A 14,345-nucleotide genomic window follows, 5' to 3' on the forward strand; every position below is an offset into this window, starting at 1 on the left:
TAGAGCTTCGCCGCTTGTGCTTTCTGTAAAATCAGTCCAATCTGCTGACGTGGCTTACCTATCAAAATCCGTCGTCGGGCTCACCCCACTTCGAGCTCTGCGATTCACTATCTCCTTTTTCTCGATTGCCACCTGCTTCTCATGCAGCGTAATTGGCACCGTTCGCGCACAAACCTCTTCTCATACCCACACTTCCCCCCGCCACGCCGAGACCAAGCCCAAGGCGGATTCCTCCGAACTCACATCCCGCATCTCCGCAGCGAACGCTGCACGGGAGTCTGGAGATCTCGCCGTCGTTGCCTTGGCAAATCAACGCCTCATCGCCGCTGGCCTCCGAGAAGTGGCCGAGCTGAGGATGGTCGAGTCAGCATATCCGCAAGCCGTGGACCTCTATCGCAGGTCTCTCGAATACGAGGATTCCGCGGAGATACGCACCGATCTTGCCTTTGCCGAACTGCGCGCCGGCCGCTTCGACGAGGCGATTGCTCAAGCAGAAAAGGCACGCAAGGATTACCCATCCGTCTCCTCTTCACAAGGTACGCGGATCGATCAGGTGCTCGCGCATGCGTTCATGGAGAAAGCCGACTACGCACACGCCGCAGAGAGCTTCTTGCGACTCACGGCTTCTCAGCCCGATATACCCACGCTTTATTCACTGTCCATCTGCCTGCTTGGAACCAGGAAGCCTGAAGATAAACAGCATGCTGCAGAGATCTTCGGCCAGATGCACAAGATGGCGGGCGACAGCGGATCGCTGCATGTCCTCTTCGGACGCGCCTACCGTGATGCGGAAGACATGCCAGCGGCCATCCGGGAATTTCAGCGTGCGATTGAAATCGATCCCACCACTCCTCACGCACACTACTTCCTCGGCCTTGCGCGACTCTCGCTGAATGAATGGAAGCCTACGGCAGAAGCAGAGTCCGAGATGAAAAGCGAGATCCACAACTACCCCCGCGACTATCTCGCAAACTACATGCTGGGTTTTCTTCTTTCCGCAGAGCGCCGTTATCAGGAATCCGACAGATATATGGAGGCCGCAGCCGATATAAACCCGACAGCTCCCGAGCCGCCCCTGTACATGGGACTCAACGCCTATGCACAAGACGACGCGAAACGTGCTGAAGAAATGCTCCGCAAAGCCATCATCCTGACGGGCAACGATGACGCCAGATCGAACTATCAGATTCGCCGCGCGTACGTGGATCTGGGGCGCATCCTATCCACCTCTGGCCGCAAAGGTGAGGCAGAAGCATTCCTGACCAAGGCACGCGAACTCCAAAACAAAACGATGGAGCAGAGCCAGCAAAGCATCGCATCCATGGCGATGGCAGGAGGAGGCGGCATGGCAGCCGCTATAGTCCCGCTCAGTTCCCGCCAGGAAAACGAAGCCGCGCCAGCGCTGCAGCCCGGTGCTGAGTTCGCCAGGCCAGACGCCGCATCGCTCGCAAATACCCGGCTGACTCCCGCACAGCGCGATGCGGTCGATACCCGCGAGAATGATCTGCGCTCTGTGCTCGGACTGGCATTCAGCGACCTCGCTACCTCCGAAGCGCTTCGTCGGAACTATGCAGCGGCCTTGAGCCATTATCAGCAGGCCGAACAATGGGACGCTTCCGTTCCCGCGCTGGACAAGAATCTGGGCCAATCCGCCTTTCGTAGCGGCGACTATGCGGAAGCGATACGCGGATTATCGAAGGCGCTTCTATCTGCGCCGGACTCAGCCCCGCTGCGCGCCATGCTCGGCATGTCTTACTTTGCCACGGACAAATATGCAGATGCTGCGAAGACCTTCGCCCCGCTCGGTGTAAGCGGAATGACCGATGGCGAGACCGGGTATGCCTGGGCCGCTTCGCTTGCTCACCTCGGAGACATGAAGAAAGCGGCGGATGTGCTCAACGAATTTCAGTCCTCGCCGCGGCCCAACGACGTTCTGTTGTTGGCAGGTCAACTCTGGACGGAGATTGGAGATTACTCCCGCGCCATTGCAACCTTCTCCCAGGTTCTTCAGTCCAATCCTTCGCAACCCAGGGCGCACTTTGACGCAGGCCTTGCCTACATCCGGTGGGAACATTGGCCGGAAGCTGCACAGGAATTTCAGAAGGAACTGGCGCTCTACCCCGGATCGCCAGACCCGCAATATCATCTCGGCTTTGTCTATCTGCAGCAGGCGAAGGTTGCGGAAGCCGCGGACCTTTTCCAGCAAGTCGTAACCAATCATCCAGACTATGCGAATGCACAATACGAACTCGGCAAGATCCTGTTGGATCGCGGACAAACAGCAGATGCAGTCACACATCTGGAACTAGCGGCTCATCTCAGCCCTCAGGCCGATTACCTCCACTACCAGTTGCAGGCCGCCTATCGCAAACAAGGCCGCACTGCCGAAGCCAACCGCGAACTCGACATCTACAAAGAACTCAAAGCAAAATCACGGGAACGCGCTGCACAAGCGACAAAACAGAATCACTAACCCAGGATAGAAACCGATTGAGCCGTTCATTCATTGAGTCCTCGTTCCTCCGCTCGCTTGTGGTTGCCTGCTTAACCTGCAACATTGCTGCTGCCCAAAGCGGGCACCCCACGCCGCCGCCTCCTCCCCCGGGAGCAAAATCCACCAAGTGTAGCGGTCGTCCAATCCCTCAACTCGACGACGTCACGGCCTCCACCGGGATCACCTTCTCGCATACCTCCGATCCCTCAAAGAGGTACATCGTTGAGTCGATGAGCGGTGGCGTCCTGCTGATCGACTATGATCGCGATGGCTGGCCGGATATCTACTTCACCAATGCTCCGACGGTCGAGATGGCCACTAGGGGGGAGAAGAGCCTCGGTGTCCTCTACCACAATAATCACGACGGCACTTTTACCGATGTGACTGCAAAATCTCACCTCACTACTCCATGCTTTGGGATGGGAGGGGCGGTGGGCGACTTCAACAACGATGGCTGGCCGGATATTTACGAAACCTGTCTCGGTGGAAACGTCTTATATCGTAACAATGGCGATGGCACTTTTACCGATGTGACTGCCAAGGCTGGCGTGGCCGATGGACGCTGGTCTACCGGAGCCTCGTTTGGGGACTACGACGGAGACGGCTACGTTGATCTGATGGTGGTGAACTACGTGGACTTCCACCTCGACGATCTTCCTGGCTTCGGCAAGGAGCCTTTCTGCAAATATCGCGGTATCGATGTGCAGTGCGGTCCACGCGGACTGCGCGGTGCTGGCGATTCCCTCTTTCACAACAACGGAGACGGCACCTTCACTGACGTCTCCAAATCTGCGGGCGTAAACGATGCCAATGGATTTTACGGTCTCGGAGTCATCTGGGCCGACTTCAACAATACTGGCCGGCCAGATATCTACATCACCAACGACTCGACCCCCAAGTACCTCTACAAGAACGAGGGAAATGGCAAGTTCAAAGACATTGGTCTGGAATCCGGAACCGCGGTGAGCGATGACGGCTCCGAGCAAGCCTCGATGGGGATTGCTGTCGGCGATTACAACCACACCGGTCGTCCATCCCTTTTTGTCACCAACTTCTCCGATGAAAATGACGTTCTGTATCGCAACGATGGAGATTGGAACTTCAAAGAAGTTTCGTACGCCACGGGAACGGCTCTACCCTCGCTTCCCTGGGTGAAGTGGGGTACAGCCTTTGTGGATCTGGATAACGATGGATGGCTTGATCTCATCGCCGTCAGCGGCCACGTGTATCCCCAGGTTGATTCGTTGCCCTCCGGCGGCGGATATCGCGAACCCAAGCTGCTGCACCTGAATCAGAAGGACGGAATGTTCTGCGATGCAAGCGATTTGGCGGGGCTCGCCCTCAAGCAACGCCGCGTCTCCCGTGGCCTCGCGGTCGGCGACCTATGGAACGATGGCAACATGGATGTGGTTGTCAGCGATATCGATGGAACCCCGATGATTCTCCGCAATCGCGGAATCCCGGGTCGCCATTGGGTGAGCTTCGAGCTTGCCGGGACGAAAAGCAATCGACTCGCTCTCAATGCACGAATCAGCATCGTCGCCGGAGGGATGACGCAGACTGAGGAGATCCACAGCGGGGGCAGCTATCTTTCGCAAAACGATCTGCGCGTACACTTCGGACTTGGCCCGGCTGACAAAATCCAAAGCGTCACGATTCATTGGCCCTCGGGAAAAGTCGAAACCGTGAACGACCTTGCTGTAGATAAGTTTTACTCGGTGTTGGAGGGGCAAGGCATTGTCCCCCGCAACAAGATTCTTCCAACTCCTCAGAAGCCCTAGCGCAACCGAATTCTTCCGCCACACGTGGAGCCTATTGCAGTCAAGAATGCGAAAGGGATGATAATATCCCCTATCCGGCTACAAAATGCCTGGAGCATGTTGAACTGGCGTGATCAGAGGTGGATGAAGATGGAACGAATCCTAGATGATTGGTGGACGCGGAAGGAATCGAACCTTCAACCTGTCGATTAAGAGTCGAATGCTCTGCCAGTTGAGCTACGCGTCCAAGATAATCTGCCTTCGCGGCAGTACTGCGGATCTAAAGGCTGGAAGCGCGAATGAACAACTCCACGCTTAAGAAAAATATACCACATCGTTCGCAGACAGGCGCACTCTACGCAGACAAAAATCCACCACAATATACCCCGGGAAAGAGACGAGAGCCATGGCGTAAGGAGCAAGCGGTGTTGCTCACGCTGGATCAGAAGGTGAAGGATAGTCCGCCCTGAATCGAGCGCTCCGTTTGTGCAAAGTAGAGTGTGCTGCCATCGCTGGTTACAAATGGGCGATAGCCCTCAGCCAGCAGATTCCTCACATCCACTAACGCCTCCATCCCACTCGGAAATATCCTGCCATAGCGGATCGGTTGACGCAGGTAAAGGGTGAGATAAGCGTCTGGCAATGCGGCATCGAATGGTGCAACTTCGGTCAGGCTATCCGCCGGCTGCCAGCGATAGGAAGCACGCCACCGCGTTCCAGTTCGATTCACTTTGCCATTCAGGCCCACCGCATACATCTGCGCGCGCTGCGGCCGAATGAATGCAATTGTCTGCTCGAGACTCGCTTTATTGATGAGCGGCCCAAGCCCCAGTGCCGTGCCACTCGCAAGGGAAAACGACATCCAGGTGTCGGCCAGGATTCGTGTCTTCACTTCCCCAACAAAACCCGCAGCCGAATAATCCGGCCCCTGAACGCGGAGTAGCTGGCTGGCTGCATCATAGAGCAGTTCCCCCCCGCCCAGATCCTCCACCGAGACATCTCCGCCACCACTGATAACTGGATTCGTCAGACGGTCGCGATAGAGGGCCATCTTGACATGAATATCGTCGTCGGAGTGCTCAACCGCGAGCTGCTGGTGTAGCCCATGCTCGACCCGTATGACCCCGTGGGCATTTGAGATCACCGGAGCGGTGGCATTCGCGGCGTCTACCTCATCAGCGCGCTGCAGCCCGCGGGAGGTTGCCAGACGATACGAAACCGAATTTCCGCCCTGACTCCATATCACCCCGGCAAAGGGGTGGTTGGAGACCTGGCTCTCGCCCAGCCGAACTACCTGAAGTTCATTCCCGACCTCAGCATGCACTTCCGGCGACAACGCCATCGTCTGAGAGCTGCGCACCACCATCGATTCGAGGCCAAGCTGGTTAGACGTCCCAACAATTTCCGGCCTGTCCTCTATAGCTAGAACCGTCCGGAGGGTTCGGCCTGCGCCGAGGTCTTTGCGGTAGCCCGCCAGGGATTCGAATGCGGAGTTCCCGCCAGCCGCAAAGTCCGCGCGCAGGATCAACTGCTGGTTGTCGCTTTTAGAGCGGGTTATCTCGAAGGCATTTCTCACACCGCCATCGCCAAAGGTATGATCCGCGCTGCTAAACGTCACACGAGCCTTCATCACAGGGCGAGCGGTGCTGTCAGAGTCGGTTACGATCACCAGTGGACCATCCTCCAACATGCGCAACAGCGGGCGATTGGCAGACGATCGGAGCGTCCAGATCCAGTCGTCGTCCGGTTCACTGTCCGTACGGCGCTGTGCCGGGAACCACTGGGCAGCCTCAAACAAGGTAGTCAACGTAAGATTGACCACCGTATCGGCGTGAACCTTGAGATTCTCACGAAGAGCAGGAAGGAAGGCAGCACCCACGGCCTTCAGGTTGTAGGTGCCAGGATCAACTCGTTGAAGCGAGAAGTGGCCATGCCCATCGGTGAAGGTCGTGGCAAGCACCATGGCATCCGCCCCAAGCAGCTCCACCATCGCTCCGACCTGTGGAGTTCCCTGGGAGTCGCGCACCATCCCCGAGACCGACGCAGCCCTGCTGGCCGCTGCCGCCTGCAGAACGCAGACCATGAGCAGCAACGTCATACCGCCGCCGAATTTGAGGATGCCGCGCTTCACTCGCTCAGTCGCTCTTATGTATGCTCCGCTAGCCTCATTTTCCAATAAATCTGGTAGAACACCGCAGATCTGGGTACTGTCTGCTTGTGCTGTGCAGCGTGTTACATGCGGTTCGCGCTATTCGACGGAAAAAGGAGCCGATTGCACGATCTCCTGCTTCGACACACTGTCGTTTATCTTGATCACAACTTTGTATTTGCCAGGAACAAGGTTCGTCAATGGGACACTTTTCTCAACAGTCAGTTGATCCGAGTTTCCACCGATCGTCTTGCTGTCCTCAGACGTATCCAGTACCGTCTTGTTCGAGTCTGTATTTGTAATAATGTACTGGACCGTTGCCGCGTTGCTCTTGCTCTTCTCGTCGATGCCTAGATTGTAAACCTGCATCCAGAAATTCAACTTCTGGTTCCGCGCAAACGAAATCGGGGTAACCGGATTGGATGCTACCCGCGGGCGGATGTAAGTGTTGCCAATAACGAAGTTACCGCTCCCGATCTGCTTGGACGGAACACGCTCCATTTTGTCCGCCAGGATCAGGGAGGAGGTTTCCAGCTTCTCGTCGTCGTACTTTGGCACCTTAACACCCTGCGCCCAGGTACCGATGTGGTCTGGATTGTTCACGTCCTTGATTACTACATCGATACGGTACATGCCCGGCCGCAGCGGCAGCGACTTCCAATAAACCGACCGGTTATCCATGGTCTTGCTGAGTAACTCACTGGGTACCTGGACCTCAACCGTGTCTTCGAATGTCTGCACCGGCCTGCGTGAAATGGTCGATACCCGCCCCAGGATATTGACGACTCCCTTAGCCACTCCATCCTTCGTGTTGAAGGTGATATCCCGGTTCTTTATCTGAATCGTAATCGGGACCAGCACCGTATCCGAGGTGACCTTGATGTAATCCGTCCGCACATCGAAGGGGAACACCGGCCCCGTCAGGAGCTTGTGCTCCGTCATGTACGATTCAAGATCCTTGAACTTGATGGGAGGCGGGGCGCTCAGTTTGGCGTACAGTTCCAACCGGTCAAACTGTTTGCCTTGATTGCCCTGCGTCCCCGGACCTGTTCCCAGGTTCTCCAAGCCGCCATTGGTAAACCGATCCGCCTTGGAGCCCTTGCCCATTGCCTCCATCTGCGTAAGGCCGGCACCGGGAACATGCAGCAGCGCATCCTTCTCCGACCGATCGATCGTCATGTGGTAATCACCGCACATGCACGTGTCCACAAACTCGATATCGATGTTGTCGCCAATGCCCTCCAGATAACGGTAATGCCAAGTCTCAAAGGGGAAGGTCGAGGTGGTGCCGCCGCCCTCCTCTACCGGACGGTCATAGGTACCGCCGCTGGGGTGGGCCTCAATGTTATCCGGCTTGCCGAACGCTATATATATGTGGCCACGGTCGGTCTTCCAACCCGGCTTGCCTGCGGCAAAGTGCTCATTTGCGTAAGCAATACGCCGGTAGTGCTCTTCGCGGAATTCGTTCTCGGGCGAGTCGGGATTAGGATTCCGGCGCAGCCAGAACTGCTCGATGAAGGCATCCCGCTCCTCATCGTTGCTCAGGCTCTTAAAAGCCTTCAGCTCCTGGTCCGTAATGATCCAGTGCACATCTTCGTTAAGCCACGTCTTGTATGGCCCCTTCAACTCCTGCCTTACGGCCTTTTGGCGTTCGAACTTCTCCTTGTCGGAAAGCTCGCGCTTGAGCGGATCTACCGCTGGAGCTTCGTTGGGAGAGGTGGACTGGCCGGTAGCGGCGGGTTGAGACTGTCGCGCCTGCGAAAGAGGGGCGGAGAGTCCGAGAACACCCAAGGCTATCGCAGGAAACAGTAAAGTACGGCCCATGAACATAGGTTTGCTGGTACTCCTAATAGCGCACACTAATTTTAAGGTCTGGTAAAGGGGGAAGCAAGCAGGCGCACATGTTATTTGAAACTCCCCGCAGTGGCCAGCCGTCTCCACCTGTAACAGCCTCTCCGAACCCGGCGCAAAGCAGTCAATGGCCCTGATATCATTAGGCGCCGGAGGCGCGTCGGGTTAGACGGGGCCGCGACCTGGGAAGTGAGCAGGAAGTCACAATTCCTTTGCAAAATCAGCTCCGTGGGAACTTTGCTTTCAGCCCCAGCGTACCTATTCGAAAGAAGCCTTGCGCGAGACATCGCAGGACACATAAGAATGAGCCTAAAGAAGATCCTAATCATCGCCGGAGCCGTTATTGTGGCCGCGGCCATTGTGGCATTTACGGTCGTGCGGGCGCAGTCAGGCTATACCAAGGTGGTTACGGGCAAAGTGGTCCGGCAGAACCTGAGCTCTGTGGTGAGCGGCACCGGCCAGATCAAACCCAAGACCTACGTCAACATCGGCGCTACCGCCTTTGGACGCATCACCCACCTGGACGTCAAGGAAGGCGAGCGCGTCAAGAAAGGCCAGGTTCTGGCCACAGTGGAAAACGTCGTGGCCTCCTCCGGCGTTGCCGCCCAGAAAGCTTCTATCGCATCATCCAAAACGGATGTCGCCTCCTATGTGGCTGCCGAGAACACCGCAGTCGCCAATCTGGCGCGCGCCAAAGCTGACCTCGAACAGAAGAGGCTGGATTTCGACCGCGCCCAGGGACTCTACAAGGAAAAACTGATCGCCAAGCAGGACTACGACGCCAAGAAAGCAGCCTACGACACTGCCGTGGCTACCGTGGCGCAAAGTGACGCTGCATTGGTTCAATCCCGCGCGCAGACCGCTTCGGCACGCGGCAAAGTGGATGCTGCGGTGGCAAATCTGCGAAGCAACATCGATTCCTTGGACAAGACCATCTCCACCGCCCCTTTTGATGGCATCGTCACCAACCTGCCGGTGCGCGAGGGAGAGACGGTTGTCGTTGGCATCCAGAACGCCGAAGGCTCCACCCTGATGACGCTGGCGGATATGTCCGTAATCACCGCCGAGGTCAAGGTGGATGAGACCGACATCGTGAACGTAAAGATCGGGCAGCCGGCCGATGTTACAGTGGATGCCTTGCCGGGCAAAGTCTTCAAGGGCCACGTCACTCTGGTAGGCGATCAGGCGCTGCTTCGCTCCACCGGCATCGCCACCAGCCAGAGCACCAGCGGTACGGAAGAAGCAAAAGACTTCAAGGTGGTCATTACCATCGACGGCTCCCCGCAGGAGCTCAGGCCCGGCCTTTCTTCTACCGCCAAGATCACCACCGCGCATAAAGATGGCATCCTCATCCTGCCCATTCAGGCTCTCACCATGTATTCGCCCGACGCGGATAACAAGGCCCACGTAGAAAAGACCGCAGTCAGCCCGGCCAGCAGCACCCCTCCGGCATTGATTCAGGGGGTCTTTGCTCTGCGGGTCGAGAAGGGCAAGCTCAGGACGCTCTTCGTACCCGTTACCACCGGAATTACCGGGGCAACCGATATTGAAGTGGTCAGCGGCCTGAAGGAAGGCGACGAGATCGTAATCGGCCCCTACAGGACCCTGCGTACGCTAAAAAGCAATACTCTAGTGAAGCGGGACAATGCACCCAAAGCAGTGAAGGAAGGCGACACCACAACTTAAAGCGATTCTCCTTCAGGCGTGCTCGAAAGCGAAGCCGTACTGCGCGAGCTCTCCGCACGCAGTACAAAGAGAATTGCTGGAGTCAGTCCTGCTGAAATCGGCGGACGACTTTAGATCCCAGGGCGGAATGAGCCAGAATGAGGAATATGGTAGAGAGACCGCCATCTTCCGTTCATACAGCGGCAAGCTGCCAGAGAGAGATAGGAGTTACGGATGGCAACCGAGATGACAAGTGCAGAGATCCTGACCAAGCCTCCCGTGGGGACTGAGGGGGATGTAATCATCGTCGAAGACCTCTGGAAGACCTATGACATGGGGTCCGAGCAAGTGCATGCCCTGCGTGGGGTCTCGCTCCGCATTAAGCACAACGAGTATGTCGCCATCATGGGGCCGTCCGGTTCAGGCAAATCGACGTTGATGAACCTCATCGGATGCCTGGATACCCCTACCAAGGGCAGTTATTGGCTGAATGGACACCTCGTCAGCGAACTGAATGACGATGAACTGGCACGCATCCGAAACCGCGAGATTGGTTTCGTCTTCCAGACGTTCAATCTGCTGGCACGCGCCACCGCCCTGCACAACGTGGAGTTGCCGTTAATTTATAACGGAACCCCCGCAGCCGAGCGCCTGGAGCGTGCGCGGGCCGCGCTGCGCGCCGTCAACCTGGAAGACCGCATGAACCACAAGCCGAACGAGCTCTCCGGCGGCCAGCGCCAGAGAGTCGCTATCGCCCGCGCGCTGATCAACAACCCCTCCATCATCCTCGCTGACGAACCCACCGGAAACCTCGACTCCAAAACAGGAGACGAGATCATGGCTCTCTTTGACGATCTGCATGCCAAGGGCAACACCATTGTGCTGGTCACCCACGAGCCGGATATCGCCGAATACGCGCACCGCGTTGTCCACATTCGCGACGGGGAAATCGCCTCCGACGTCCCCTCCTCTCGCGTCCGCAAACCTCTTTCTTAGTTCCAGCCGCCTGGCGGCGCGGTCTTTCGTGTGGGGGAATGGCCGCATGTTCGTGCTGCCGTGACCCCCAGGGTCCGCCTTCCCAATTTGGGCAGCTTTCCCTTTTTTGCATTCCCCCCGGTCGCCAACTCCAGTGCAAAGCTTTTCCCCTCATACATTTCCCTGCTCAGCCGATAGCCTCGTTATCGAGGAATATTTTTGCAATGAGCTCCATGGGACTCCTGCGAGAAAGCTCTCGCAGCATAGCACTTCCCCAACCACCTTCTAAGCGAGTGGCCACGGTGGAACCGCCTTCGTCACACTCGCAAATTCTTGGGCGGAGCACGGCCATTCGCCGGCTTCTTGAACAAATCGAGCGGGCCGTTCCGCATCTGCGTGTCGGCGCCATCGAGGGGGAAGCCGGCACCGGCAAGAGCATGGTTGCCCGTAGTCTGCACGAGTGCGGCCCTGCATCGCATGGTCCCTTGCTCGCCATGCACTCGTCAGTATTTGATCCCTCCAAAATCCCGGCGAGTGGCGGGCTGGTGTGGCTGCAGCGTGTCGACGAGATGCCGGCCAACCGCCAGGCTATGCTGCTTCACTTCCTCCGCTGCCGTGAGTCTTTCACGTTGGAACCCACCCCCATCCCGCTGCAGGTCGTGGTCTCCTCCACGCGATCCTTGCGCGCGCTGGTGGCCGCCGGTTCCCTGATGCCCGATCTGGCCTATCGCCTCACCGCAGTTCGCTTCTATCTACCTCCCCTGCGGGAGCGCCACGAGGATATCCCGGTCCTGGCACAAGCCTTTCTCGACAGCTTCGCCAGAAAATATCGCAAGCCGATTCAGGGATTGGGGACGGGTACGCTGGCGCGGCTCTTCTCCCACACCTGGCCTGGCAACGTGCGCGAACTCCACAGCGTACTGGAGGCTGCCGCCCTGGAGGTCGACGGACAGTGGATCCGCCCGATCGACATTGTGCTCACGCCTCCGGTGTCCATAAAGCTTGCGCAGGAGGCAGTCACACAGTCCTTGACGCGCAAGGACTGGACGCTCGAAGCGGCCACGCGCGACCACATAGCCACCGTCATGGCCTTCACCGGCGGCAACAAGAAACGTGCCGCTGGTCTGCTCGGCATCAGCCGCTCAACTCTCTATCGCTTGCTCGAACAAAGCTGAGCTTTCTTCTGCGGCATCGTGAGTGTGGCATCGTGAGGACGGCACCACATCCTGCCCGCAGCACGGAGACTCAGGCAGGGAATCTTTCCGCAGCACGAGCCTTCGCCTTTGCGGCCTCTTCCTCCCGATTCTTTGGCGGTGCGCTCGTTTCGAGCGATTGCAGCAGGCGGTTCGAGATTTCGGCGATCTGCTCCACGGCAGCCAGAAACGCTGCTTCGTTCGCCTTTGAGGGTTTGTTGAAGCCGCTGATCTTTCTCACAAATTGCAGCGATGCATCGCGAACCTCTTCGGCGGTAACGGGTGGATCGAAGTTGAATAGGTTTTTGATATTCCTGCACATTGGCTCACGCCTCCCCTGCTGGGCCTGAATCGGCTGGATAGATGGGCCATTTGGCCCGTTGCCCTATGCGCTCCAGCGATTTGCAGATAAACTTTGCATACATCGTGCCCACTCCCAGTGTGGCTTTGAAACATGACAAAGTCCAAAATACTCGCTCTCCTTCTCGTCGCGTCTACGTTGATTCCCTCTTCCCTCCTCTTTGGCCAGGGCCAGAGCGTGGAAGGACGGCGCAAGGCCCTGAATGCGGTTCTGTCGGATGTCTGGGAAGATCGTCTGCGAACATCTCCCGAGTTTGCCTCTTCGATCGGGGATAGCCGCTACAACGACCAGCTCTCGGACTACTCGATCAAGGCGTATAACGAGAATCTCGCCCGCGGCCGTGCCTATCTTCTGCGCCTCAGTGAAATCGATACCACGGGGCTGACCGATCAGGAGAAGCTGAGCAGCGACCTGATGGTTCGTGACCTGGTTAACGAGCAGGATGAAGCCCGCTTCAAGCCGTGGCAGATGCCGCTGAACCAGTTCTCCGGCCTGCACACGGAACTCCCGCAGCTAGTGGACCAGCTCAGCTTCAAGACGGTGAAGGATTACGACGACTGGATCGCCCGCCTCCACAAAATGCCTGCGGCGCTGCAGCAGATCACCGACAACATGTCGCTCGGCATGGAAGAGCATCGCATGCCCCCGAAGTATCTACTGGAGAAGGTGCTGGTGCAGGTGAACACCATCGCCGCCCTCAAGCCGGCCGACAGCCCGTTCGCCCGGCCCATCAAGAAGTTCCCAGCCACCATCTCAGCCAGGGAGCAGGAGCGCATCAGCCAGGAGACGCTCGACGCGGTCAGCCACGATGTGCTGCCGGCCTATGCGCGCCTTTCCCGCTTTCTTGAGCACCAATACATCCCGCAAGGCCGGACAGAGCCAGGAGTGTGGTCCCTGCCCGACGGCGATACCTATTATGCCTTCGCCGTGCGCCGCAGCACCACAACCAGCCTGACTCCGGAGCAGATTCACGAGATCGGACTGGCCGAGGTCAAGCGCGACGAAGAGGAGATGCTGGCCATTGCCAAAAAGCTTGGTTTCAATGATCTGAAGTCGATGCAGGCCGCCATCGCCCGGAACCCCAAGCTGCACCCCGCGTCCAAAGAGGCGCTTCTGGCCGCCTACCAGGGCCACCTGGACCAGATGAAGCCCCGGCTGCCTGAGTTGTTTGGCCGTCTTCCCAAGGCTCCTCTCATTGTGGAAGCCACGCCCTCCTACATGGAGAAAGATCAGGCAGCGGCATATTATCTGCACGGCACTGCGGATGGCTCGCGTCCCGGCAAAGTTGTCGTCAATACCTACAACGCCACCTCACGCTCACTGGCCGACGTGGAGGCGATTGCCTACCATGAAGGCCTGCCCGGTCATCACCTGCAGATTTCCATAGCCCAGGAACTCCAGGGCCTGCCCGAGTTCCGCAAGCACACCTACTTCACCGCCTACACGGAGGGCTGGGGATTGTACGCAGAGCGCCTCGGCAAGGATGTGGGCTTTTATCAGGATCCTTACTCTGACTATGGCCGCCTGGAAACCGATATCTGGCGCGCCATCCGCCTCGTCGTGGACACCGGGGTTCACTCCAAGCATTGGACGCGCGATCAAATGGTGGACTACTTCCGCCAGCACTCCGCCATTGACGAAACCAATATCCAGGCAGAGACGGACCGTTACATCGCCTGGCCGGGCCAAGCCCTGGGATACAAGATTGGCCAACTGAAGCTGCTTTCTCTGCGGGCCAAGGCGCATGAGGCCCTCGGGCCGAAGTTCGATATCCGCGCATTCCATGACGAAGTACTCGACTCCGGCGCATTGCCGTTGGATCTGCTGGAAGCCCGGGTTACGGCGTGGATCGCCCAGCAAAAGGCAGCAAAGTAGCCTATCACCAATAGAGATTGGG

Annotated in this window: 9 protein-coding genes and 1 tRNA gene; 6 read left to right on the forward strand and 4 right to left on the reverse strand. The window is 57.7% G+C overall.

What is annotated here, in order from left to right; translation table 11 throughout:
- Positions 1-49: 49 nt before the first annotated feature.
- The gene (locus tag VM554_11815; protein ID HVJ09060.1) at positions 50-2,473 is read left to right on the forward strand and encodes a tetratricopeptide repeat protein; all 2,424 of its coding nucleotides are present in this window, start codon (positions 50-52) and stop codon (positions 2,471-2,473) included.
- A 17-nt stretch (positions 2,474-2,490) separates the two neighbouring features.
- A complete protein-coding gene (locus VM554_11820; GenBank protein ID HVJ09061.1) occupies positions 2,491-4,275 on the forward strand; it encodes a CRTAC1 family protein in 1,785 nt (594 codons plus the stop codon).
- Positions 4,276-4,425: 150 nt separating this feature from the next.
- Here VM554_11820 and VM554_11825 read toward each other — a convergent pair.
- The 3 genes from VM554_11825 to VM554_11835 form a co-directional block, all read right to left on the reverse strand.
- Positions 4,426-4,501, reverse strand: a tRNA-Lys gene (locus tag VM554_11825).
- Positions 4,502-4,696: 195 nt separating this feature from the next.
- On the reverse strand, positions 4,697-6,385 hold the full coding sequence (locus tag VM554_11830; protein ID HVJ09062.1) for a carboxypeptidase-like regulatory domain-containing protein: 1,689 nt from the start codon (positions 6,383-6,385) through the stop codon (positions 4,697-4,699).
- 117 nt (positions 6,386-6,502) lie between these two features.
- Positions 6,503-8,227, reverse strand: a complete 1,725-nt coding sequence (locus VM554_11835) for a GWxTD domain-containing protein (GenBank protein HVJ09063.1) — start codon at positions 8,225-8,227, stop codon at positions 6,503-6,505.
- A 330-nt stretch (positions 8,228-8,557) separates the two neighbouring features.
- On the opposite strand from VM554_11835, the gene VM554_11840 reads away from it, so the two are divergent.
- From VM554_11840 to VM554_11850, 3 genes are all read left to right on the forward strand, one after another.
- Complete coding sequence (locus VM554_11840) at positions 8,558-9,940, forward strand: efflux RND transporter periplasmic adaptor subunit (GenBank protein ID HVJ09064.1); 1,383 nt, start codon at positions 8,558-8,560, stop codon at positions 9,938-9,940.
- Positions 9,941-10,153: 213 nt separating this feature from the next.
- Positions 10,154-10,915, forward strand: coding sequence for an ABC transporter ATP-binding protein (locus VM554_11845; protein HVJ09065.1), 762 nt, complete (start codon positions 10,154-10,156; stop codon positions 10,913-10,915).
- A gap of 281 nt (positions 10,916-11,196) precedes the next feature.
- The gene (locus VM554_11850; GenBank protein ID HVJ09066.1) at positions 11,197-12,069 is read left to right on the forward strand and encodes a sigma 54-interacting transcriptional regulator; all 873 of its coding nucleotides are present in this window, start codon (positions 11,197-11,199) and stop codon (positions 12,067-12,069) included.
- 70 nt (positions 12,070-12,139) lie between these two features.
- Here the strand turns inward: VM554_11850 and VM554_11855 are convergent, their stop codons facing one another.
- Positions 12,140-12,409, reverse strand: a complete 270-nt coding sequence (locus tag VM554_11855; protein HVJ09067.1) for a DUF2277 domain-containing protein — start codon at positions 12,407-12,409, stop codon at positions 12,140-12,142.
- Between the two features lie 132 nt (positions 12,410-12,541).
- Here VM554_11855 and VM554_11860 point away from each other — a divergent pair, with 132 nt between their 5' ends.
- Positions 12,542-14,323: a DUF885 family protein gene (locus tag VM554_11860; protein ID HVJ09068.1), complete on the forward strand. Its 1,782-nt coding sequence runs from the start codon at positions 12,542-12,544 to the stop codon at positions 14,321-14,323.
- The last annotated feature ends 22 nt before the right edge of the window (positions 14,324-14,345 follow it).

The sequence above is a fragment of the Acidisarcina sp. genome, from assembly GCA_035539175.1.
GTDB lineage: Bacteria > Acidobacteriota > Terriglobia > Terriglobales > Acidobacteriaceae > JANXZS01.